The following is a 21,877-nucleotide window of genomic DNA, read 5'->3' on the forward strand; positions in this document are numbered from 1 at the left end:
ACAAAAAGAAACATATTAGCCAACCTGTTCGATAAGGAGTCCCGTTTTGGAGTTATCGACTGCCGCGTGGATGGTTCACGACACCCGCCTCATGTTCTGCGTACTGCTGGCGATTGCCAGCATCATTGTGTTGATCAGCGCGACCAAGCTGCCGCCATTTTTGTCGATCCTGATCGGCACCTTTATCGCCGGTGTGGGCGCGGGCTTGCCGCCGGAAGAAGTGGCCAAGGCCTTCAGCAAAGGCGCCGGGGCGATCCTTGGTGAAGCCGGGATCATCATCGCCCTGGGCTCGATGCTCGGCGCATTAATGGCCGAATCCGGGGCCGCCGACCGTATCGCCACCACCCTGCTCGGCCTGGGCAAGGGCAAGTCGTTGCCGTGGGTGATGGCGCTGGTGGCGATGGTGATTGGCTTGCCGCTGTTCTTCGAAGTGGGCCTGGTGATGATGGTGCCGATCATCTTTGTGATGGCCAAGCGTTCGAACCAGCCGCTGCTGAAAATCGCGATCCCGGCGCTGGCGGGCATGACCACCCTGCACGCCCTGATGCCACCGCATCCGGGGCCGCTGATTGCGGTGGGCGCGTTGCATGCTGACCTGGGCCTGACCATGTTGCTGGGCTTCTGCCTCGCGGTGCCCGCCGTGATCCTGGCCGGCCCGCTGTACGGCAACTGGCTGTCCAAACGCATGCACGTGGATGAGCCGGCCGACATTGGCGCACTGTTCAGTGCGCCGCCCAAGGCCCCGCGCCAGCCGAGTTTTGGTGTGTCGCTGCTGATCATTCTGTTGCCGGTGATCCTGATGCTCGGTAGCACCCTGGCCAAGGTCGCCATGTCACCGGAAAGCCCGGTGGCGCTGACCTTGAAGTTCCTCGGTGAGCCGTTGATCGCGCTCGGCCTGGCGGTGATCGCCGCGGTGATTTGCCTGGGCTGGGCCAGCGGCATGCCGCGGGCCGATGTGGGCAATACCTTGCGTAAAGCGCTGGCGCCGATCGCGGTGCTGTTGCTGACCATCGGTGCGGGCGGCGGGTTGAAGCAAACGTTGCTGGATGCCGGTGTAAGCCAGACCATCAGCAAGGTGGCCGAAGGCGCGCACATGCCGTACCTGCTGCTGGCCTGGCTGATTGCCGTGGCGCTGCGTCAGGCCACCGGTTCGGCGACTGTTGCCACTACCACCACGGCGGGCATTCTGGCGCCGATGATGGCGGGGTTGGCAGCGACGCAAAGCTCACTGGTGGCCCTGGCAATTGGCGCCGGCTCGGTGTTCTTCTGCCATGTCAACGACGCCGGCTTCTGGATGGTGCGTGAGTACTTCGGCTTGCAGTTGAAGCAGACGATCTGGGTGTGGTCGGTGTTGCAGACCATCGTCTCGGTGGTGGGCCTGGTGGGCACGCTGCTGATGTGGCACTTCCTGACGTAAAGCATCAGAAAAACTGGAGGATTTTCTCAGGCCTCCAGTTTTCAAAGATGCAGCACAAACCGCGCATCAAGCTTGCCGAGCAACTCGAAGGTATTCATGTAGGGGACACCGAACAATGAACATACATTAGGGATGGTGTACTTGCGCTTGATATCCGGATTGAACACTTCGTGAGTGACCACAATCGCGTCCGTCGCCATCGCTTTAGCAATCAGCCAAGGATCCGCACCGTCAAGAAACTCTTCAAGCGCACCTGGCTTCATGACAGACGCCTGTTCGGCAATTTTGCCAACAATTGTCCCAAACGCAGCTTGGGTCTGCTCATCGCTGGAGTCTTCAAAAATACCAGCGTTGTCCTTTACCCATTGAGTCAGTTCGTCATTACCTCTAGCCAGTTCGTCTCGAACCGGCAAGATACTTGCAATCTCCAATGCCTGATGCTGATGGAGTATCCACGTCCAATACCCTGGGCAAATCGCCATACCGTAGTAACGGTTTTTAGCCTCAATCAGGGTGTTCGAATCCAATAGATGTTTCATGCGGACAACTTCATCGCGTAAGCCTTCAGCTTGGCGGGTTGCACACCTAAAATTTTTCCGGCATCACGCAGCAATATACGACCGCTCTGAGCTTCGGCCAGCACAGCCTTGCTTAATCGAGTGCTGTTTCTGATGGCTGCTGTCCGGTAGTAATCACCGCCACTCCCATCCTTGTCGCGATATTCTTGAAGGATCCGCCTGTAGTAAGCCCCGTACTGAGTACTGGTTATGTAGCCCAGATCTCGGGCACGACGAGCAATCACCAATGCGCTTACTCGAAAGCGTGTGGCCAGAGGCCCAAGGTTATCCTCCCAAGAAACTTCCAGCATCCAGAAAGCCCTAAAAACTTTTTCTGGCGCGAGAAACTCCCCCGCCACAGCATTACAGAACGCCTCCTCCTGACGGGCACTTTGGTTACCGCCGTCCGACACACCAGTGCTACCAATCCAAATGTGTGCAAGTTCATGCATGAGGGTAAAAAGCCGTGCGGTGGGCGCGTCCGCACTATTGATAAATACGACCGGGGCCAAGGTATTACTTATAGCGAATCCGCGGAACTCACTAACATCGAGTTTCCTGTGAGTATTGCCAAGAGCGACACCACTGCGCATCACCAGAATGCCCGCCTCTTCAGCACCACTTACCAGCGCTCGCATATAGTCGTCATAACTCAAACGGGCGAATGCATCAGTCACACCCAGAACTCTACGAATATCAGCCACCACGTCTTTAACCCGGGAGCCGCTTGTGAAGCTACCAACAAAGGGCAAAGCTGCTCGCTCGTGATCCTGCAGGTACTCCAAATACCAATCCTGCTTGCGAAGTACGTCTCTGACGGTGTCCATCAAGTTAAGGCTAGGCTTGTCCGGAAAAATCCCCCCGACGGTACGTAAGTCAGGAAGCGGGAGATGCTCTTCCGGCGGTGCTTTAAGAAAAAGAAAGCCGAAAGGAACATGGGCAATAGCAGCCCACTTTTGAGCTTGGTTAAACGTAGGGATACTCTTGCCACCTTCCCACTCTTTGACTCTTTCCAGTTTGACTGGAAGGCCTTTCGCAACTTGCGCTTCAGACAAACCCGCCCGCTCTCGAGACCAGGACAAAATGGCTGGGTTGATAAAGGCTGTCTGAGTCATCGAAAGATACGCGCCGATTAGAGGTGAACGGACTATAGGAGTGGCTGCCATGCCCGTCAATTGATGGCGCTTAGGCTGCTTTGTTACTGCCTGATACCCAGTGCTGCTTGCCAAAATGCGCCGCACTCACTGCGCCCACCGCGCCCATCACCACGCAATACCCCACGCAGATCCACGGGCTGGTGGGCATCAACGCGATCAACATCAACGGCGTGGTACTCGCCCACAGCGCATACGCAATGTTGTAGGTGAAGGAAATCCCCGACACCCGCACCTGCGCCGGGAACAGGCTGACCATCACCGACGGCACCGCGCCCACCACCCCGCAACTCAAGCCGGCAATCGCATACGCCGCGCCCAGCCACACGCCGCCCGCGATCAGGCTGGCATACAGCACGGCAATCCCCACCGGCAGCAACAGGCTGTAGACCAACACTGCGCGCCACGCGCCAATGCGGTCCACCAGCAGGCCGGCCAGCACGCAACCAATGTTCAGGAACACGATGCCCAGCGCGCTCAAGGCGAAGGTGTGGCTGGGGCTCATGCCGAAGGTTTTCTGCATCATGGTCGGGGTGATCACCACCAGCACCACCACGGCCGAGGTGAGCACGCAGGTGAGGATCATCGCCGGCAGCAGCGCGCTGCGGTGTTCCCGCAGGACGGTGCGCAATGGCAATTCGGCGCCGGCCTGGCGGCGGGCCTGCATTTGCAGGAACACCGGGGTTTCGCTGAGCCAGCGCCGCAGCCAGACGCCGATCACGCCAAATACGCCGCCGAGCAGGAACGGGAAACGCCAGGCGTAGTCGAGGATTTCTGCCGGGGTGAAGACTTGCGCCAGCAGCGTGGCGGTGAGCGCGCCGAGCAGGTAGCCGAAGGTCAGCCCGGCCTGCAGGAAGCCCAGGGCATAACCGCGATGGTTGTCCGGGGCGTGCTCGGCGACAAATACCCAGGCGCTGGGCACTTCCCCGCCCACCGCCGCGCCCTGGAGGATGCGCAGCGCCAGCAGGATCAACGGCGCGAAATAGCCGATTTGGGCGTAGGTGGGCATGATCCCGATCAGCAGGCAGGGCAAGGCCATCATCAGGATGCTCAGGCTGAACACCCGCTTGCGTCCCAGGTGATCGGCGAAATGCGCCATCAGGATCCCGCCCAGCGGTCGCGCAAGGTAGCCGGTGACGAAGATGCCGAAGCTTTGCAGCAGGCGCAGCCATTCGGGCATTTCCGGCGGGAAGAACAGCTGGCTGAGGGTCAGCGCGAAAAATACGAAGATGATGAAGTCGTAGATTTCCAGGGCCCCGCCCAGGGCGGCCAGGCCCAGGGTTTTGTAGTCGGAGCGGGAGAAACGCTGCGCCTGTGGATAAGAGGTGGCAGTCATGTGCAAGCTCGGCAGACAAACAAAATGGCCTGCAGGTTATGAGCTGGGCCGGGTGATGGCAATCACGCTGGATATATTTGCTTTACTCATTGATCAATGAAGATAACTACATTCCCAAATGAATAGCCGTAGAGGAACATGCAGCAAAACTGCCGCCCCCCATAATAAATACAAATAGAGGTACTGAACGTGGCCGATGCTATCGAAGAAAGCCGCTACGCCCGATTTGCCCTGCGTTGTTCCAACTTCGCCGAGCGCTGGTTCCCTGACTCCTGGGTGTTTGCCGCCCTAGCGGTGATCATTGTCGCCGTGGCGACCCTGGGCATGGGCGCCGCGCCGACCGAAGCCGCCAAAGCCTTTGGTGATGGCTTCTGGAGTCTGATCCCGTTCACCATGCAAATGGCCTTCGTGGTGATTGGTGGTTATGTGGTCGCCAGCTCCCCGCCTGCCGTGAAATTGATCGATCGCCTGGCGCGCATCCCCAAGAACGGCCGTTCTGCCGTGGCGTGGGTGGCGCTGATTTCGATGGTCGCCTCGTTACTCAACTGGGGCCTGTCGCTGGTGTTCGGCGGTTTGCTGGTGCGCGCATTGGCCCGTCGCACGGATTTGCGCATGGACTATCGCGCAGCCGGTGCTGCGGCCTATTTGGGCCTGGGCGCGGTATGGGCGCTGGGGCTGTCGTCGTCAGCGGCGCAGTTGCAAGCCAACCCGGCGAGTTTGCCGCCGTCGATCCTGTCGATCACCGGGATGATCCCGTTCACCGACACCATCTTCCTGTGGCAATCCGGCGTGCTGTTGCTGGCGCTGATCGTGGTCTCGCTGATCATCGCCTATGCCACCGCGCCCGGGCCGAACTCCGCCCGTGACGCCAAGGCCTGCGGTATCGACCCGGCCTTCAACATGCCCAAACCGCAACCACCGACCCGCCCGGGCGAGTGGCTGGAACACAGCCCGTTGCTGACCATCCTGTTGGCGTTGCTGGCCGCCGGCTGGCTGTTCCATGAGTTCTCGACCAAGCCGGCGATCAGCGCGATCTCGGGGCTCAATACCTACAACTTCCTGTTCCTGATGGTGGGTGCGTTGCTGCACTGGCGCCCGCGCAGCTTCCTCGATGCGGTGGCCCGTGCGGTGCCGACCACCACCGGGGTGCTGATCCAGTTCCCGTTGTATGGCTCGATTGCGGCGTTGATGACGGTGGTCAAAGGCGGTGACGGCGCGACCCTGGCCCACCATATCTCGACCTTCTTCACCTCGATCGCGTCCCACGACACCTACGCGCTGTTGATGGGCGTGTACTCGGCGGTGCTGGGCTTCTTTATCCCGTCGGGTGGCGGCAAGTGGATTATCGAGGCGCCGTATGTGATGCAGGTCGCCAATGACCTGGAATATCACCTGGGCTGGGCGGTGCAGATCTACAACGCCGCCGAGGCGCTGCCGAACCTGATCAACCCGTTCTATATGTTGCCACTGCTGGGGGTCCTGGGGTTGAAGGCGCGGGATTTGATTGGTTTCTCGTTTGTGCAGTTGCTGGTGCATACGCCGCTGGTGCTGTTTTTGCTGTGGGCGTTGGGCACGACGCTTAAATATTTGCCGCCGGTGATGCCATAGGGCAGCTGCCAGTAACCTTTCTGATCAGACGCGTCGGGGTTGTCCCACTCAATACGGTGGCAACCCCTGATTTCTGCCGCCAACGCCTTTGATTAACCTGATTCGGATGACTCCTCACCCCCCAAGGAAAATCCGATGACGCCCCTATCCAAATCTCTGGAAGAGTTGATCAATGCTATTTACAAGGACGGCAACGTGTCGTTCGTTGAGTACCAGGGCCTGCGCGACAATGCCGATTGCCGCATGGCCACCGTTATCAAGGAGTTTGGCCTGCACAACAACGTGACGGCGTTCCAGAAAGCCATGGACGTGGCCATGCAACTGCTGCAGTCCTGCGTCATCGATGCCAAGAAAGCCAAGCTGACCGATACGGGCGAGGCCATCGTCAAGGATGCGCTGGCGGCCCAGGTGGAGTACTTGCGCGCCGGCAGCCAATTGGCACTGCGCTTGTTATGAGCGGCCTGTAGCGTTCAAGGCACTGTCTTCGTTCCGTCACATTGCATTGCTACCGTCCTGCGAAATATCTTGCAACATTCAACCAGCAGGGACTCCCAGCAATGAGCGACGAGCACGAAGACCGCCCTTCCCAGGACATTGAAGCCAAACCGCCAGTCGACACCAGCCGGCGGCGCTTCCTGGGAGGCGCAGCCGTGCTGGGCGTGGGTGCGACCCTGAGTGCCTGCGGCAATACCAGCGAGGCACCCGGCAAGCCGGTGGAGCGCCCGCTGACGCCGCAAGAGCTGGACAAGGCCCTGCACGAACAGGTTAAGACCGTGGTGGTGATCTACGCCGAAAACCGCAGTTTCAACAACCTGTTTGCCGATTTCCCCGGGATCGAGAACCCCCTGTCGGCCCTCACCGCCGCGGACTACCAGCAACGCGACCGCGATGGCAGCCTGCTGAGCGCCCTGCCCCCAACCTGGGGCGGCGTGTTGCAAATCGGCCCACAGACCGTGGACGGCGTGACCTACCCCAGCGAAGTGCAATACCAGGAAAACCTGCCCAACGCCCCCTATGCCCTGAAAGGCCCCAACGGTGAAGACCAGCCGCTGAGCCTGGTGACGCGGGATTTGTGGCACGTGTTCTATCAGAACCAGATGCAGATCAATGGCGGTAAAAACGATGGGTTCGTGGCCTGGGGCGACTCCGGCGGCCTGCTGATGGGCCATTACGCCCAGAGCCGTTACGCCCTGCGCTTGTGGGATGTGGCGAAGGAGTTTGTACTCTGCGATAACTTCTTCCAGGGCGCATTTGGCGGATCGTTCCTCAACCACCAATACCTGATCAGCGCCACCCCGCCGGTTTACCCGAACGCGGCTCAATCGGTGGCCAAGGCACAGATTGCCACGCTGCAAAGCGACGATCCGACCGACCCGCGCCTCAAGCCCCTGGACAAATCCCCGGCCAGCGCCATGACCGGCCCACCGCAATTTGGCCCCAGCGCACTGACCCCGGACGGTTTCGGCGTGAACACCCTGGCCCCGCCTTACTGGCCGACCTGGATTCGCGACCCCGAGCGCCCGGATTACTCCAAGCCCGACTTGCCTAACGTGCTGGTGCCACAAACCCACGAGCATATCGGCGACAAACTGTCGAAAAAGAACGTCGACTGGGCCTGGTACGCCGGTGCGTGGCAAGCAACGCTGGATCAGTTCAAGGACTCGGGCGGCATCCCGAAGATTCCGAACTTCCAGTACCACCACCAGCCGTTCAACTACTTCAAGCAGCAAGGCCCGGAAAACTCGGCTGAGCGCAATAAACGCCTGCGCGATGGCGGCCTGGGGGATGACGCCAGCACCAACAAGTTTTTCGCCGATGCCCAGGCCGGCAAGCTGCCTGCGGTGACCTTCTACAAGCCCCAGGGCAACCTGAACATGCACGCCGGTTACGCTGACGTCGCTTCGGGCGACCGGCATATCACCCGCGCCTTGAAGGTGCTGCAGGAAAGCCCGCAGTGGAAGAACATGGTGGTGATCGTAACCGTCGATGAAAACGGCGGCTGGTGGGACCACGTTGCACCGCCAAAAGGCGATCGCTGGGGCCCGGGCACGCGGATTCCGGCGCTGGTGGTTTCGCCGTTCGCGCGCAAGGGCACGGTGGACCATACCGTCTACGACACCGCGTCGATCCTGCGCCTGATCACCCGGGTGTTCCAACTGGAAACCCTCGACGGGCTCAAGCAGCGCGACGATGCCATGACCGCACGCGGCCAGAAGCCCATGGGCGACTTGAGCAACGCCTTGCATTTCCCGGTGTAGACGCATTTGCTCAAAAGCGACAAGCGCGTAGTTTTTTAACGCGCTTTTCCCGGTCAACCGCTACTGTGTGAAGGTGGGCATTCACCCCGCGCAGACGGGCTTTCGCTGACAGGGAACCATCCATGTTCAAACTCTCCAGGTTGTCCTTCATCCTGGCCGCACTGACCTTGAGTGCGGTTGTACAGGCTGACGTCACCGTACCGCTGGGTACCCCGCAACGGGTCACCCAGTTATTCGCGTACCCGAACAATTGCAACGTCATCTGTTTTCGTCCCTGGACGCTGGAACAGACCGTCGAGCACTACCTGAACCAAAGCCTGCAACGTGACGGTTACAGCCGGGGCAAAGTCAGCGTCAAGACCGACCATGACCAGGTGCTTGCCACCTTCAGCGGCGTGCCGGACGGTTATGGCCAGCCGTTGACTACCCTGCTCGACACCGCCGACCTGGCTTACCAGGGCGCCAGCAAACTCAATGGCGATGGCAAGTGGCAGTTCAACTGGTACCTGTTCCTGCCGCTGGGCATGGCCCTGGAAAATCGCAAGAGCATCGAGCTGCTGCACTTTCCGCCGGATTACTCGCTCACCCATTTCCAGGATTACCTGGAGTCGGCCACCACCGACCGCTGGGCGACCTTGCTCACCGCCAACGGCATCCCGGCGACCCAGACCCCGGAATACCAGACCATCATCGACATCGCCCCGATCGCCGCCCCTGCCACCGCGGGCAAGGACCTGGAAGGCGTGTACGGTTACTTCACCGACTATCAGACGCGCATGGTCAAGGAGCTGAGCCAGCACGCCGGCGGCGCCTTGCCGATGGTGGCCTTCGGGGCGCCGGTGCGAGCCTGGATCAAGCAGCAATACGGGCAAACCGTGCCGGTACTGGGCCTGGCGCAGATCAGCCCGGCAGGCGGTAACCCGGTCGCCGTGCTGGGGGCCAATCACCCGAGCTACATCTGGTATGCCGCCAACCCAGACACGTACGACGGTGACCAGCAAAAGGCCGACGAGGCCGGTCTGAAGGTGATGGGACAGGATTTGAGCGCCGCCTGCTGGCAAGCCTCGATGGGCCAGAAACCGGCCAGCGATCCGAATGTGCAGCTCAAGGGCTGCATGAACACCTGGCAGGTGACACGCAAGGAGCAGACCTGCGAACTGTTCTATACCTCGATCCGCGAACTGACGCCCGAGCAGGCGAACGCCAAGTGCGCCCAACCGGCGATAAAAACTCAGCTGAGACAACTGAAAAGCGCAGCCCCGGCACCGTCGGTTGATGAACCCGCCCTTTGATACCGCCCGCCAGGCAGGCATTTTCCTACATAGAAAATAGCCAATTTCTACTGTCAGATATGACAGTAGAAATTGGATCCCACTTCAGCGAGTCTTGAGCCGCGCCCATTCGCTGCAAGACTGGCAGTCAAGACACCAACGGCAAGTCGATGCAGCCCACTCCTGGAGAGTCATGAAAACTCACGCCATGGACAAGGCTAAAACCGTTGTGAATGACTGCCTTTACCCTTTTGCGAGCGTGCTCGCCGAGCACGCTTACCCCCGCACAAGTGACTATGAAGTGGTAAGCACCCGGGACGGCTCAGGCGAGGGGATCAAGACCCGCATCGCCTTCGACAGCCGCATGTGCATCGCCAAGGTGTCCGGCTACGCCCTGAGTGAGCGGCGCCTGCACACGGTGCAGATGTCGTCGCGCATCCATTTGTACGACCCATGGTTCAGCGGTCTGCTGTCGCACTCGTGCAACCCGAACGTGTTTCTCGACATGACGTATCTGGAACTGTGGTCCGTCCAGGCCGTTCCCGCTGGCGCCCTGCTGACCATGGACTACGCCAGCACCGAGGATGTGCTGTTCCGGCAGTTTCGCTGCCAATGTGGCGAGCTCAACTGCCGGGGCTGGATCACCGGCATGAAGGAGGCGCTGAACGCCGAGGGTCAACAGTTCATGGAGCAGTGGCGCAAGCGCAAAAGCCCTTAGACCGCACCCAACGGGCGCAGGCGGTATTGCGGCGGCAATTGCTCGAAACCACTGATGGTGGTGTTCAGGCTTTTCCAGCGACCGTCCTTGATCCCGTAGATGCAGCCGTGAACCGACAGGCTCTGCCCGCGATGCCAGGCATTTTGCACAATGCTGGTATGGCCGACATTCGCCACTTGCTGAATCACATTCAGCTCGCACAAACGGTCGACACGTTCCTCTTCCGTGGGCAGTTGGGCCAGCACGTCGCGGTTTTCGTAGTACAGGTCACGGATGGTGCGCAGCCAGCCGTCGATCAGGCCCAACTGGTTGTCCTGCATCGAGGCGCGCACGCCGCCACAGCCATAGTGGCCGGTGACCAGGATGTGTTTGACCTTGAGCACGTCGACGGCGTACTGGATCACCGACAGGCAATTGAGGTCGGTGTGCAGCACCACGTTGGCCACGTTGCGGTGTACAAACAGGTCGCCGGGCAGCATGCCGACGATCTCGTTGGCCGGTACGCGGGCGTCGGAACAGCCGATCCACAGGTATTCCGGGGTTTGCTGGCGGGCGAGCTTGGCGAAGAATTCGGGATCTTCCTGTTTGATCGCATCCGCCCAGCGTTCGTTGTTATCAAGCAGGTCTTGTAGTTCGTTCATCAGGGAAAGCCTCAGGAATGATGCGCAGCTTTGACAGACGACCGCCCATCCGGGTCACGCCAGGAATAAAGATAGCCGGCGGGCGATTACTTGAATCTTGGGGAGCCATGCCTGTCCACACACTATAAGCCCCACAGTATGAGGAATCGCCATGACTGATTCACGACGTCCTTTCGGCGCCACCCAACCGGAACCGATTGATGACAACGAAGACCGCATGGGTTCGATGCGGGAACTGGATTTTGACGAGGAAGAGCCGACGGCGGAGATCGGCGACGAGATTCCGTCCCGCGAACGCGAGCACTTGATGCCCGACGAACGGGTACGCGAGGCCGGGATGACCGGGGCTTCCACCGCTGACCATGAATCGACCGACGATGACATGAGCCCGGAAACGTTGATCCGCGAGGATGGCGCAAGGGATGCCCGGGAAGAAGGTGAAGGTGAACAGGCCGATTGGGACCTGAGCATCGTCGATGAAGATGAGATTGGCGGCGGCAATGGCCTGGATGAAGCCGAGATGGCAGAGCGGGATCCAGTGGACGGAAACCGCTGACACAACACAGACCCAGCGATGAAAAATGCCCCTTGTGGGAGCCGGGCTTGCCCGCGATGCAGGCGCCTCGGTGTCTCAGCGAGACCGAGGGGATGCCATCGCAGGCAAGCCAGCTCCCACAGTGGGTCGCATTCCAATGTGGGGCGAGGTTGCCCGCGAAGCTTTTGGGATCAATCCACCAGGGTGCAGGCCATCACGACCGCATCTTCGCGACCACCGACGGCGGGGTAGTAATCCCGCCGGCGGCCTATCTCGTTGAATCCATAGCGCTCATAGAGCCGGAACGCGCCGGTGTTGCTGTCGCGCACTTCCAGGAAACATTCCCGTGCCTTGGCCTCGTAGGCCCGGGACATCAGGTGCTCCAGCAAGCTCAAGCCCAGGCCACGGCCCTGGTTTTCCGGTTTGACGGTGATGTTCAGCAAATGCGCTTCATCGAGGATGATCTGCACCACCCCGTGGCCCACCTGCTGCTCACCTTCGAACATCAGCCAGATCTGGTACTTGCCCAGCCCATCGAGAAAAATCCCGCGGGTCCAGGGGTGGCTGAACGCTGCGTATTCGATCTTCAGTACAGCGTCGAGGTCCGCCTCGGTCATTGGGCGGAAGGATAAAGCTTCACTCATCGGTACTTTTCCAGCGCGCCATCAGCCGGCGCATGGCTTGCCAGACATCAGCCTTACGCTGTGGCTCTTCCATTAATAGTTCCAGGCCCGGCAGGGCCCAGACGGAGCCCAGGCCTTCGACCTGCAGTTCGCGGTACCAGGCCTCGGCGTTGGCTTCACCGGCAAACCGCACGGCGGGCAGGCCGACCAGCCACAGGCACACGCAGGGTTCGTCTTCCAGGCGCGCCGAGACAAAACCTTGCACAAAATCCCGCGCGGCCTCCGGGCCCTGGTCCATGGTGCCCCGGGCCAGCAGCGGCCAGCGCACCGGCTCGCCGACGATTTGCGGGCTGTCGGGCAGGCCGGCGGCGCGCAGCATGTCTTTGAGCAGCAGATAAGCCGGGTCGCGGGTCTGGAAGCGCTCGCCTGTGGGTAACTCCACCAAGAGCAGGCAACGCCCGGCCCGCAGCAGTTGCAGGGCAAAGCGTGGCGGCGGTACCACCGGGGCCTTGGCCACGGCAGGCGCTTCCTCGGCAGCGACCGGCTTGGCAACCGGCGATGGCCGTGGCACTTCCACCTTTGGCCGAACCACTGGAGTTTCAGCCACGGGCTTGACCAGCGGCACCGGCGCAGCCGCCTCCTCACCCGTAGCCTCAAAAGCCTCGAACGGTTCCAGGGCTTCCAGCAGCTCGGGCCGCGAAGGGGCGGCGAAGGGTAATTCAGTGCGCGGCAGCCAGTTGACCACCTGCATGGCGGTCAAGTAAGCGCGACGTCGGGACTCGATAAGCAAAGGTCGGCCACTTGTGGATAACTAAAGAACAGGGATTCTACCGCCCTTCGACGAAGATCGCCCGCTGTTGATCGTTCCGGTGAGCGCCTCACGACCGGCTGTGGATAAATCCCACCACCGATGCAGTACAATCGCTGCTTTTAATCGCTAACCAGCCGGCCATTCCGATGATCGAACCCAAGCGCGTCTTGCGCGCCCTCGCCGAACACTGGGCCCTGCTTGAGCCACTGTGCGAACACTTCGACCAAGGCACCCTGAGCCTCAGCGAACTGCGCGCCCAACTGGCTGCCCAACAAATGGACAGCACGCCACAGGACATCACCAGCCTGCTGGACGTGTGGATTCGCCTGGATATTTTGGTGCCTGTCGCCAAGAGCCCGAACCGTTTCGAGCTCAACGCACAGATCCACGACTTCCTGGCTTATCTTCGCAAGGAGCACCGGCTAGGCCTGTGCCTGGAAATCGAAGCCTACCTGCGCCACCTTGAGCGCCTGGCGGGTTATATCCAGGACGCCTTCGACATCCGCGACGGCCATGACCTGGCGCGCCAACTGCGCCTGCTGGACATGCGCGTGCGGGACGTGCTGAAAAAACTCGCCAACGACGAACAGGCCCTCGCCGCCGTGGCGGACCGCGCCAAGACCAGCGACCGGCAGATTCCGTTGCGCCAGCGTTACGCCGAAGTACTGGCGACCTGGGACGAATACGTCGAGCCGATGATTCAACTGGTGAACGCCGACGGCGCCTTTGAACAAGGCGTGCGCAAGGTCGAAAACGTACTGCTGCGCATGCTCACCGAACAGCAGCGCCTCGGCCACCTGGTGGACGACGACATGCTGCTGCGCACCCACGCGCGCATCCTCGAAATGCAGACCAGCGCCCAGCTGACCTTGCGTCACGCCCGGGAGCTGCTGTTGCCGCTGCGTGAAGAAGCGCGCCGGCACAACGCCGTGACCCGTGGCGCGGCGCTGGCCTTGTCGGCCATCCGACGCAAGGGCCTGGACGCGGTGCCGCAGGCCGCAATGCCGATGTTTACCCGGCCGCAAAGCACCTTCCTCGGCAGTGCCAGCCAGGTCGAAGCCTACGTGTACGCCCTGGCCAACTTCGAACCGAAGCCGGCGCGCTTCCCCAAGGCGCACAAATCCCACAAGGGCGAAGCCCCTCGCGCACCGCGCACGGTCAAGGAAATGCTCGAGCGCTGCGAAGACGCGCTGCCGATGCCCGACCTGATGACCTGGCTGCTGGAGCAGGAACCGGACGGCGCAACCGACGAGTTGCTGTACTGGTTCTCGCGCCTCTCGCGGGAAAAACGCTTCAAGCGCGAACGTCTGGAACGACGGGATTACCACACTCACGAGCACCAGGTCAGCCTGCGCTCATTCGCCCTGCTTCCAGCCAGTATTGATACGGCCGGGAATTCTGCGAGCACCCCTCATGCATCTTGATCTATCCGAACTGTCCCAGCTGGCGCCGATCTTTCGCGAGCTGTTCAAGGGTTACCACGTCAGCCGCCGCGACCCGGAGCTGTACGCCCAACTGTCGAACTTCCAGGACCAGTACCGCACGCTGTTCAAGGCCCTGGGTTTTGAGCTGGTGTGCGACACCCGGGGTTTCTACTACTTCGTGCCAGACACCGCCGTGGCCGCCGCGCAGGTCAACAAGACCGCCCAGCGCCTGGCGCTGTTCACCTTCATCATCGTCGAGCACCTGGCCGATCAGGGCCGCGACCCGATTGCCGTGCTCGACGGTGGCAGCCTGGGCCGTGACGAGCTGCCGTCCTTGCTGGAAAAGTACCGCGACCTGTTTATCCAGGCCGAAGTACAGACCGTCGAGGAGCTGGAAGAAAAAATCATGCGCCGCATGACCCAGCTGGGTTTTGCCGGTGAAGAGAACGGTATCTACCGCTTCCTGCCGCCGATGCACCGCTTCCTGGATGTGTGCCTCTCGGTGCAGCAAGACCGTGACCTCGCCGCCAGCATCCACAGCGTACTGCCGTTGCCGGCCCCGGTGATCATCGACGAAGACAGCGATGAAAAACTGCTGAAGACCGATGACCCGCTCGATCTCAGTGACTTCTCTGATGAGAGCGAAGAAGACGCCCTGGCCCGTGCCATTGCCGAAGAACAGGAGACCGACGCATGAGCAAGGAACGCTACGGCATCCGCCGCTTCGCCCTTTTGAACACCGCCGGCTACAGCCTGGGCTTGTTCCCGCTGGAAGAGCCGCTGTCGGTGTATGGCGCGAACAACCTCGGTAAATCGGCTTCGATCAACGCCTTGCAGTTCCCGATTCTGGCGCGCATGTCGGACATGAGCTTCGGCAAGTACACCCTGGAGCAATCCCGGCGTTTCTACTTTGCCACCGACACCAGCTACATCCTGGTGGAAGTCGCGCTGCCCCACGGCCCGCACGTGATCGGCGTGGTCGGTCGCGGCCCGGGCGGTGGCTTCGGTCACCAGTTCTTTGCCTACGCCGGCAAGCTGGACCTGGCGCATTACCAGAAGAACGACACCTGCCTGCGCCAGAAAGAGCTGTTCACCAACCTTGAGCGCGAGGGCCTGAAAGCCTATGAACTCAAGCCCGATGAACTGCGCCGTTTGCTGGTGGGCGGCCATACGTCGATCCCGCTGGACCTGACCCTGATTCCGCTGCGCTCCACCAGCGAGCAAAGCCTGAAGACCTTCCGCGCGCTATTTATCAACTTGCTGCACATGCGGGAAATTACCGCGGCCAAGTTGAAGCAGCTGTTCCTGGATGCGTTCGAACACAGCCTGCGCTCCGGCAGCGTGGATTACATCGCGGCGTGTGAAGAAGCCTTCCGTGATGTACGACGCATGGAGCAGGACTACAACTCCCTGGTGGCTGCCGGCCCGCTGGTCGAAGCCTTGGCCAACGGTGTGAAACAGCGGGACATCCTGCGCGGCAAGCTGCATCGCCTGTCGCCGCTGCTGGATTCGCTGCTGGGCACTTGGTCGGACTACGCCAGTGCGCGCAAGGAAGAGCTGACGATCCAGGCCGAGCATTACCGCAACGAGCAGGATTCGCTGCAGAACGATCAGCGCGGTGGCACCCAGGAGCTGATGCGCCTGGAGCGGGAAATCAGCGGCATCCAGCGTTGGCTCGGTGAACTGTCGGTGCTCAAGCATCGCTTCGCGCTGGTGGATGACGTCAAGGTGCTGGAGCAGCAACTGCTGGCCGCCAAGGATGCCCACGATGAACTCGCTGGTGCCTTGGCGCAGTCGCGTCAGTTCAGTGCCGAGGATCTGGACGAGCGTCTGCGGGACCTGGAAAAACGCCTGAAGTCGGTGAAGCAGCAACTCGACCACGCCGACAACAACAGCTACGCCAAGCTGCGGGAAGAATTCTCGCAACAGGATGTCGAGCGTCTGATGCGCCTGTTCAACAGTTCGCTGTTCAGCCTGCCGCTGGGTGAGCATGGCATCACGCTGGATGACGAAGGCCTGTGGGTGAAATCCCTGGAGCAGATCCTCGATGGCTTCAAGGGCGAGCGCTTTGAAGTACCGGGGCTGGCCATTGATATCTCGCACATCGAGCCGCCGGCGTTGCAGGCCTTGGCCGACCGCGCTGCGTTGCGCGACCAGAAAGAGCGTCTGGAAAAAGAACTCAAGCAACTGAAAACCCAACAAGCCGTGGCCTCTGACCGCGCGGCGAGCAAGACCCAGACTGAAGCGCTGTACCAACAGGTATTGGACGCACAGAAGGCGCTGGAAGATTTCCGCCGTGCACAAACCCTGAGTGCCGAGGAAGGCGAGAAGCTGGAAAGCCTGGCGCAGATGGAAGCGGCCCAGGACGAGTTGAAACGCTCCAGCGATGCGTTTACCGAACGCGTCCAGCAACTGTCGGCCAAGCTGCAATTGGTGGGCCGCCAGATCGGCGACATGGAAGCCAAGCAACGCACCCTGGATGACGCCTTGCGTCGTCGTCAGTTGCTGCCGGCAGACTTGCCGTTTGGTACGCCGTTCATGGACCCGGTCGACGACTCCATGGACAACCTGCTGCCGCTGCTCAATGACTATCAGGACAGCTGGCAGGGCTTGCTGCGGGCTGATGGCCAGATCGACGCGCTGTACGCACAGGTACGCCTCAAGGGCGTGGCCAAGTTCGACAGCGAAGACGATATGGAGCGTCGCCTGCACCTGCTGATCAACGCTTACGCGCACCGTACCGACGAAGCCCTGACCCTGGGCAAGGCGCGGCGCGCGGCGGTCACCGATATCGCGCGCACCTTGCGCAATATCCGCAGTGACTACGACAGCCTTGAGCACCAGTTGGCGTTGTTCAACCGCGAGATCAACAAGCGTCAGGTGTCCAACCTGCAGAGCTTTCGCATCGTGCTCGCACCGAACAAGGAAGCCCTCAAGCATATCGACCAGATCATCCACAGTGCCGGTCAGTATGAAGAAGGCGAAACCCTGTCGGTGTTCGACCTGAGCCAAAGCGCCGAGCAGGACAACAAGAACGAGGAAGCCAAGGAGTACCTGGCGCGGCTGGTAGCGGCCAACCATAACCAGCTGGGCCTCAAGGACTTGTTCGAACTGGCATTCGAGATCACCAAGGTCAACGGCCAGCCGATCATCCATACCGACATCGATGGCGCCGCCTCCAACGGCACCACCATGACCATCAAGGCGCTGACCAACATGTACTTGTTGCTGCACTTGATGGACCGCGACCAGGCCGGGCGTGTGCGCCTGCCGTACTACCTTGACGAGGCCGCGGACATCGATGAGAAGAACCAGGCGGCGTTGCTGGAGACCAGCCTGCAATTGGGCTTCGTGCCGATTCTGGCGAGCGTGAAGCCGCAGGTTTCCGCCCAGGTGGCGATTGACCTGGAAGGCGGCAGCGGGCCGAACGGGATCTACATTGATGAGGCGGACTGGAAGTACATCCGTCGTCACGATGTGGTGAAGGCGACGGTGAATGTGCAGGCGGATGAGCCGGAGCTGGATGAGGTTTAATCAGCTGCGCTGAAATGCAAAAAGGCCGCGATCTTTTGGATCGCGGCCTTTTTTATGGTTTGGGATTTTTTGTGTTTTTGAAGGCCTCATCGCGGGCAAGCCCGGCTCCCACATTGGACCGGGTTGTTCTGAAGCACCCGGTCCAATGTGGGAGTCGGGCTTGCCCGCGATAGCCGCGCCTCGGTCTATTTGCCGAGTGGGATTTTAGGTGCCCAGGTCAGCCATTCGTCTTCAAACTTGTCAAACAGCGGGAAGGTTTGCTGGGGCCGAGCGGCGTTACCCATGCGCTCGCCGTCTGGCGTAGCAAAGGCGATACCGCCGGCGACCAGGGTTTCCAGGGATTCGGTGCGCACCGTAGCACCCTTGAACAGGCCGAAGTCGAGACCGAAACCGCTGGTGTTCCAGAAGCGGCTGCCACTGCGCACCAGTGGCGCGTACTTGGGCTCGATCAGGATGTGGATCAGTACGCGGTCGGCGGTCTGGCCCAGCTCGTAGCCGGTGACTTTGCCTACGGTGACTTCGCGGTAAGTGACCGGAACGCCTTCCTTCAACGAGCCACGGCGCGCAGCGCTGAGTACCAGGCTCAGGCCTTCCTCCTGATGAACGGCCTCTGGCGGCTTGTCCAACGCAACGAAGCTCTTCTGTGGGCCGATGTTTTTGGCCGCAGGCTGCACCTCGATGTACTGACCGGTGACCAGGGTTTCCAGGTTCGACGTTTTCATCAACCCGAGTTCAGGCTTGACCACCCAGAACTGACTCCCGGCCCGGGCGATTCGATCTGCAACTTGGGTGATGCGCGCGCTGAGCAGCACCGATTGCATGTCGGCACTCAGGTCGACACTTTCGATCTTGCCTACGTCCAAGCCTTTGAAGCGCACTGGCGTGCCAGGGCGCAGGCCATCGGCGCGGTCTACCTTGATGGTCACCAGCGTGCCGTGCTGGTTGGCGGCCTCGCGATCCGGGAACAAGCGGAACCGTGGAATGCGCTTTTTCAGCGGCACATTCTGCTCCGGGGTTTCAAAGGCAATACCACCCGCCATCAGGCTGGCCAGGGATTCGCTTTTCACCTGGATACCGCCAGTCAGGCCACCGGTCAGGGTCACGCCGCTGGCATTCCAGAATCGCGTCGAGCCATTGACCAGTCCTTCGTATTCCTTCTCGATATGGACGCCGATCACCAGTTGTTTGTTCTTGCGCGAGAACTGGTAGCTCTGCACGGAGCCGACCTTGACCTGCTTATAGAGGATCGGGCTGCCGACATCCAGGGAACCGAGGTTGTCGGTGAAGAGCACCATGTGCAGGCCGGGGGAGCGCAGGTCCAGCGGCGGCGCCTTGGCCCGGGCGACGTACTCCCGTTGTGGCGCGCTGCCTTTGTCGCCGGGACGGATCGCGATGTAGTTACCTTTGACCAACGCTTCCAGCCCGGTGATGCCGGCCAGGGAGATGGACGGCTTGACCACCCAGAATTGGGTGTCCTGGACCAGGTAGTCTTCGGCCAGTGGATCGAGGGTCAGCTCGGCATTGGCACTGGAAAGGTCCGGGTCGATCTTCAGGGTTTTCAGGCTGCCGACCTGGATGCCTTTGTACATCACCGGCGTACGGCCCGCCTGGAGGCCTTCGAAGTCGGTGAGTTTGACCTTGACCTTGATGCCAGCGGCGGCGGCGTCGAAGTCTTCGTACAGGCGGAACGGCAGGCTTGGATCGGTTGGCGGGCTGTCTTTGCGGTTCTCTGGCGTGGCGAAGGCGATACCGCCGGCAACGATGCTGGCCAGGGATTCGCTGCGCACTTTTACGCCGGAGAGGTTGGCGTCGATGCTGATGCCGCTGGCGTTCCAGAAACGCGTGTGTTTGCGCACCAGGCTGGCGTAGGTCGGTTCGATGTAGACCTTGATCTCAACGGTGGTCTGGTCTTCGGAGAGCAGGTAGCTTTTCACCTGGCCGACCTGGATCTGCTTGTAGAACACCGGGCTTCCACGGTTCAGCGAGCCGAGGCGATCAGCTTTGATCGTCAGGTGCAAGCCGGGCTTGGCGTCGGATAACGGGGGTTCTTCGGACAGGGCCTTGAACTTGCGCGTCGGCTCACCATCGCCCGGGCTGGCGGCGATGTAGTTACCCGAGACCAGGGTTTCCAGGCCGGTGATCCCGGCCAGGCTGACACTCGGCTTTACCAGCCAGAAGCGGGTGTTGGTCTTGAGGTATTGCTCGACGTCCTTGTTCATCTCGATGGTGGCAATCACCCCGCGATTGTTACCTTCGTCATCCAGGGCGAGGGTTTTGACCTTGCCCACGGGCATGCCTTTGTAGACCACTTCGGTCTTGTTGGCCTGGATGCCTTCGCCGCTTTCAAAGCGAACCTGAATCTCGATACCTTGCTGGTTGTAGGCACGCCACCCCAACCAGCCGCCGATGATGAGGGCAATCAGGGGCAGTACCCAAATGGCCGACCAGTTGGAAGCAGGGCGGGTTTTAGCCTTAGGCAAATCACTCATGGTCGTCGTCCGACTCCGTGTTATCCCAAATCAGTCGGGGATCAAAAGTTACTGCGGCAAGCATCGTCAAGATCACCACACTGGCGAACGCCACGGCACCGAGATTGGCCTCGACACTGGCAAGTCGCCCAAAATTTACGACCGCCACCAGGATGGCGATCACGAATATATCCAGCATGGACCAGCGGCCAATGAACTCGATAAAGCGGTACATGATAATGCGTTGTTGCGCGGAAAGTGGCTGGTGACGCTGCACCGAGAACAACAGCAGGCCGATGCCCACCAGCTTGAAGGTGGGTACCAGGATGCTGGCGATAAACACCACCGCCGCGATGGGATACATGCCGTGCTGCATCAACTGGATCACGCCAGACATGATGGTGCTCGGATCGCCCTGCCCCAGGGAGCTGACGGTCATGATCGGCAACAGATTGGCCGGGATGTACAAGATGGCCGCGGTGATCAGCAGCGCCCAGGTGCGCGTCATGCTGTTCGGACGGCGAGCATGCACCAGCGCACCGCAACGGGTGCAGGTTTGCTCGTCGGTGTCCGGGTCTTGTTTGTTTAATTCATGACATTCCGTACAGATCAGAATGCCCGCATCAATCGCTCGCATGAGCATCCTCTCCCGACAGCGCTTCCCAGATCTGGTGAGGCGACATCACCACCTCCAGCAACACCTGGACCATTAACAGACTCACGAAACAGGCCAGGCCCAAGCCAACGGTGATGGAGGCCATGTCGGCCAGTTTTACGATCGCCACCAGCACGCCCATCAGGTAGACCTCGAGCATTCCCCAATCCTTCAGGTGATGGTAGATGCGGTAGAACAGCAGGCCGTAGCTGCGGCCAATGTTCCAGCGGATGCTTAGCAACACCGCCAGTTGGCACAGGAGCTTGAGCAATGGAATGCCCATGCTGCAGAGGAACACCACCACGGCGACGCCTTGCATGCCGGTGTCGAACAGGCCGACAACGCCAGTCCATACGGTGTCCTGCGAGGACTGCCCGAGTAGATTGAGCTGCATGATGGGTAAAAAGTTCGCGGGGACGTACAACAACAGCGCGGCAAGTACTAACGCCAGGCTTCGTTCAACGACGTTGTGGCGGTGAGCGTACAGCTCGTAGCCGCAGCGCGGGCATTGGGCCTTTTCACCGCGGACAAGCTCTGGCTTGCGCATCAGCAAGTCGCACTCATGGCATGCCACCAGTTCGTCCAGCGGTAAGTCTGACACCTCAAGGGTATCAACCGGGTCGGGCATATAGGGCTCGGACTCTAAAAAAGGTTAGGTGCCTATTCTAGTGTTCTGGTTCAGAAATAACTGTGCAAATTTGTCGGGGCGCGGCTGCAGATCAAGCATGGTGCTACGAGCAACTTTTCGACCGCCCAAAACAAAACCCCTGACTGCGTTAGCAATCAGGGGTTCTGGAATTTAATCTTGACGATGACCTACTCTCACATGGGGAAACCCCACACTACCATCGGCGATGCATCGTTTCA

The 21,877-nt window shown here is 60.5% G+C and carries 19 protein-coding genes; 10 read left to right on the forward strand and 9 right to left on the reverse strand.

The window, feature by feature from the left end; translation table 11 throughout:
- The first annotated feature begins 46 nt into the window (after positions 1-46).
- Positions 47-1,417: a gluconate:H+ symporter gene (locus M2400_RS20875; protein ID WP_023659163.1), complete on the forward strand. Its 1,371-nt coding sequence runs from the start codon at positions 47-49 to the stop codon at positions 1,415-1,417.
- A gap of 41 nt (positions 1,418-1,458) precedes the next feature.
- On the opposite strand, the gene M2400_RS20880 is transcribed toward M2400_RS20875, so the two are convergent.
- The 3 genes from M2400_RS20880 to M2400_RS20890 form a co-directional block, all read right to left on the reverse strand.
- Entirely contained in the window at positions 1,459-1,956 is a 498-nt protein-coding gene (locus M2400_RS20880; protein ID WP_259197542.1) for a DUF4411 family protein, read from the reverse strand.
- Positions 1,953-3,089 carry an XRE family transcriptional regulator gene (locus tag M2400_RS20885; RefSeq protein WP_259197543.1) on the reverse strand — a complete coding sequence of 379 codons (1,137 nt, stop codon included), beginning with the start codon at positions 3,087-3,089 and terminating at the stop codon, positions 1,953-1,955. The genes M2400_RS20880 and M2400_RS20885 overlap by 4 nt, the downstream gene beginning before the upstream one ends.
- A gap of 70 nt (positions 3,090-3,159) precedes the next feature.
- The gene (locus tag M2400_RS20890) at positions 3,160-4,464 is read right to left on the reverse strand and encodes an MFS transporter (protein WP_177047866.1); all 1,305 of its coding nucleotides are present in this window, start codon (positions 4,462-4,464) and stop codon (positions 3,160-3,162) included.
- Between the two features lie 189 nt (positions 4,465-4,653).
- Between M2400_RS20890 and M2400_RS20895 the strand changes: the two genes are divergently transcribed.
- The 5 genes from M2400_RS20895 (at position 4,654) to M2400_RS20915 (ending at position 10,319) form a co-directional block, all read left to right on the forward strand.
- Positions 4,654-6,072 (forward strand): short-chain fatty acid transporter, encoded by a 1,419-nt coding sequence (locus M2400_RS20895; protein WP_177077081.1) that lies wholly within the window; start codon positions 4,654-4,656, stop codon positions 6,070-6,072.
- A 135-nt stretch (positions 6,073-6,207) separates the two neighbouring features.
- Positions 6,208-6,528 carry a hypothetical protein gene (locus M2400_RS20900; RefSeq protein WP_177120347.1) on the forward strand — a complete coding sequence of 107 codons (321 nt, stop codon included), beginning with the start codon at positions 6,208-6,210 and terminating at the stop codon, positions 6,526-6,528.
- 101 nt (positions 6,529-6,629) lie between these two features.
- A complete protein-coding gene (acpA, locus tag M2400_RS20905; RefSeq protein WP_259197544.1) occupies positions 6,630-8,330 on the forward strand; it encodes an acid phosphatase in 1,701 nt (566 codons plus the stop codon).
- A 122-nt stretch (positions 8,331-8,452) separates the two neighbouring features.
- Positions 8,453-9,622 (forward strand): hypothetical protein, encoded by a 1,170-nt coding sequence (locus M2400_RS20910; protein ID WP_177077077.1) that lies wholly within the window; start codon positions 8,453-8,455, stop codon positions 9,620-9,622.
- Between the two features lie 172 nt (positions 9,623-9,794).
- Complete coding sequence (locus tag M2400_RS20915; protein WP_177047878.1) at positions 9,795-10,319, forward strand: SET domain-containing protein-lysine N-methyltransferase; 525 nt, start codon at positions 9,795-9,797, stop codon at positions 10,317-10,319.
- Here M2400_RS20915 and can read toward each other — a convergent pair.
- The gene (gene can, locus M2400_RS20920) at positions 10,316-10,960 is read right to left on the reverse strand and encodes a carbonate dehydratase (protein WP_003214385.1); all 645 of its coding nucleotides are present in this window, start codon (positions 10,958-10,960) and stop codon (positions 10,316-10,318) included. The genes M2400_RS20915 and can overlap by 4 nt on opposite strands.
- Positions 10,961-11,111: 151 nt before the next feature.
- Here can and M2400_RS20925 point away from each other — a divergent pair, with 151 nt between their 5' ends.
- On the forward strand, positions 11,112-11,516 hold the full coding sequence (locus tag M2400_RS20925) for a serine kinase/phosphatase (protein ID WP_177047880.1): 405 nt from the start codon (positions 11,112-11,114) through the stop codon (positions 11,514-11,516).
- Positions 11,517-11,686: 170 nt separating this feature from the next.
- Here the strand turns inward: M2400_RS20925 and rimI are convergent, their stop codons facing one another.
- Together rimI and M2400_RS20935 are read right to left on the reverse strand one after the other, a co-directional pair.
- On the reverse strand, positions 11,687-12,139 hold the full coding sequence (gene rimI / locus M2400_RS20930; RefSeq protein ID WP_003214382.1) for a ribosomal protein S18-alanine N-acetyltransferase: 453 nt from the start codon (positions 12,137-12,139) through the stop codon (positions 11,687-11,689).
- The gene (locus tag M2400_RS20935) at positions 12,132-12,869 is read right to left on the reverse strand and encodes an energy transducer TonB (protein ID WP_177047894.1); all 738 of its coding nucleotides are present in this window, start codon (positions 12,867-12,869) and stop codon (positions 12,132-12,134) included. Before M2400_RS20935 ends, rimI begins: the two co-directional genes overlap by 8 nt.
- Before the next feature lie 206 nt (positions 12,870-13,075).
- Between M2400_RS20935 and mksB the strand changes: the two genes are divergently transcribed.
- Genes mksB through mksF form a run of 3 tightly spaced genes read left to right on the forward strand, consistent with a single transcriptional unit; the run spans position 13,076 to position 17,887 of the window.
- Positions 13,076-14,353, forward strand: coding sequence for an Mks condensin complex protein MksB (mksB, locus tag M2400_RS20940; RefSeq protein ID WP_259197545.1), 1,278 nt, complete (start codon positions 13,076-13,078; stop codon positions 14,351-14,353).
- The gene (gene mksE, locus M2400_RS20945; RefSeq protein WP_177047884.1) at positions 14,343-15,050 is read left to right on the forward strand and encodes an Mks condensin complex protein MksE; all 708 of its coding nucleotides are present in this window, start codon (positions 14,343-14,345) and stop codon (positions 15,048-15,050) included. The genes mksB and mksE overlap by 11 nt, the downstream gene beginning before the upstream one ends.
- Entirely contained in the window at positions 15,047-17,887 is a 2,841-nt protein-coding gene (gene mksF, locus M2400_RS20950) for an Mks condensin complex protein MksF (RefSeq protein WP_177047886.1), read from the forward strand. Before mksE ends, mksF begins: the two co-directional genes overlap by 4 nt.
- A 185-nt stretch (positions 17,888-18,072) precedes the next feature.
- On the opposite strand, the gene M2400_RS20955 is transcribed toward mksF, so the two are convergent.
- Genes M2400_RS20955 through M2400_RS20965 form a run of 3 tightly spaced genes read right to left on the reverse strand, consistent with a single transcriptional unit; the run spans position 18,073 to position 21,638 of the window.
- A complete protein-coding gene (locus M2400_RS20955; RefSeq protein ID WP_177115935.1) occupies positions 18,073-20,376 on the reverse strand; it encodes a PqiB family protein in 2,304 nt (767 codons plus the stop codon).
- Positions 20,369-20,992 carry a paraquat-inducible protein A gene (locus M2400_RS20960; RefSeq protein ID WP_259197546.1) on the reverse strand — a complete coding sequence of 208 codons (624 nt, stop codon included), beginning with the start codon at positions 20,990-20,992 and terminating at the stop codon, positions 20,369-20,371. The genes M2400_RS20955 and M2400_RS20960 overlap by 8 nt, the downstream gene beginning before the upstream one ends.
- Positions 20,979-21,638, reverse strand: coding sequence for a paraquat-inducible protein A (locus M2400_RS20965; RefSeq protein ID WP_177047892.1), 660 nt, complete (start codon positions 21,636-21,638; stop codon positions 20,979-20,981). The genes M2400_RS20960 and M2400_RS20965 overlap by 14 nt, the downstream gene beginning before the upstream one ends.
- Between the last annotated feature and the right edge of the window lie 239 nt (positions 21,639-21,877).

The sequence above is a fragment of the Pseudomonas sp. BIGb0558 genome (assembly GCF_024807515.1).
Taxonomy (GTDB): domain Bacteria; phylum Pseudomonadota; class Gammaproteobacteria; order Pseudomonadales; family Pseudomonadaceae; genus Aquipseudomonas; species Aquipseudomonas yamanorum_A.

Excerpts from the sequence above, each read along its gene's own strand:
- M2400_RS20900 (WP_177120347.1), top strand. The coding sequence starts at position 6,208 with ATGACGCCCCTATCCAAATCTCTGGAAGAGTTGATCAATGCTATTTAC.
- M2400_RS20910 (WP_177077077.1), top strand. The coding sequence starts at position 8,453 with ATGTTCAAACTCTCCAGGTTGTCCTTCATCCTGGCCGCACTGACCTTG.
- M2400_RS20890 (WP_177047866.1), bottom strand. The coding sequence starts at position 4,464 with ATGACTGCCACCTCTTATCCACAGGCGCAGCGTTTCTCCCGCTCCGAC.
- acpA (WP_259197544.1), top strand. The coding sequence starts at position 6,630 with ATGAGCGACGAGCACGAAGACCGCCCTTCCCAGGACATTGAAGCCAAA.
- M2400_RS20935 (WP_177047894.1), bottom strand. The coding sequence starts at position 12,869 with ATGCAGGTGGTCAACTGGCTGCCGCGCACTGAATTACCCTTCGCCGCC.
- M2400_RS20955 (WP_177115935.1), bottom strand. The coding sequence starts at position 20,376 with ATGAGTGATTTGCCTAAGGCTAAAACCCGCCCTGCTTCCAACTGGTCG.
- mksB (WP_259197545.1), top strand. The coding sequence starts at position 13,076 with ATGATCGAACCCAAGCGCGTCTTGCGCGCCCTCGCCGAACACTGGGCC.
- M2400_RS20915 (WP_177047878.1), top strand. The coding sequence starts at position 9,795 with ATGAAAACTCACGCCATGGACAAGGCTAAAACCGTTGTGAATGACTGC.
- rimI (WP_003214382.1), bottom strand. The coding sequence starts at position 12,139 with ATGAGTGAAGCTTTATCCTTCCGCCCAATGACCGAGGCGGACCTCGAC.
- mksE (WP_177047884.1), top strand. The coding sequence starts at position 14,343 with ATGCATCTTGATCTATCCGAACTGTCCCAGCTGGCGCCGATCTTTCGC.
- can (WP_003214385.1), bottom strand. The coding sequence starts at position 10,960 with ATGAACGAACTACAAGACCTGCTTGATAACAACGAACGCTGGGCGGAT.
- M2400_RS20885 (WP_259197543.1), bottom strand. The coding sequence starts at position 3,089 with ATGACTCAGACAGCCTTTATCAACCCAGCCATTTTGTCCTGGTCTCGA.
- M2400_RS20965 (WP_177047892.1), bottom strand. The coding sequence starts at position 21,638 with ATGCCCGACCCGGTTGATACCCTTGAGGTGTCAGACTTACCGCTGGAC.
- mksF (WP_177047886.1), top strand. The coding sequence starts at position 15,047 with ATGAGCAAGGAACGCTACGGCATCCGCCGCTTCGCCCTTTTGAACACC.
- M2400_RS20960 (WP_259197546.1), bottom strand. The coding sequence starts at position 20,992 with ATGCGAGCGATTGATGCGGGCATTCTGATCTGTACGGAATGTCATGAA.
- M2400_RS20880 (WP_259197542.1), bottom strand. The coding sequence starts at position 1,956 with ATGAAACATCTATTGGATTCGAACACCCTGATTGAGGCTAAAAACCGT.
- M2400_RS20925 (WP_177047880.1), top strand. The coding sequence starts at position 11,112 with ATGACTGATTCACGACGTCCTTTCGGCGCCACCCAACCGGAACCGATT.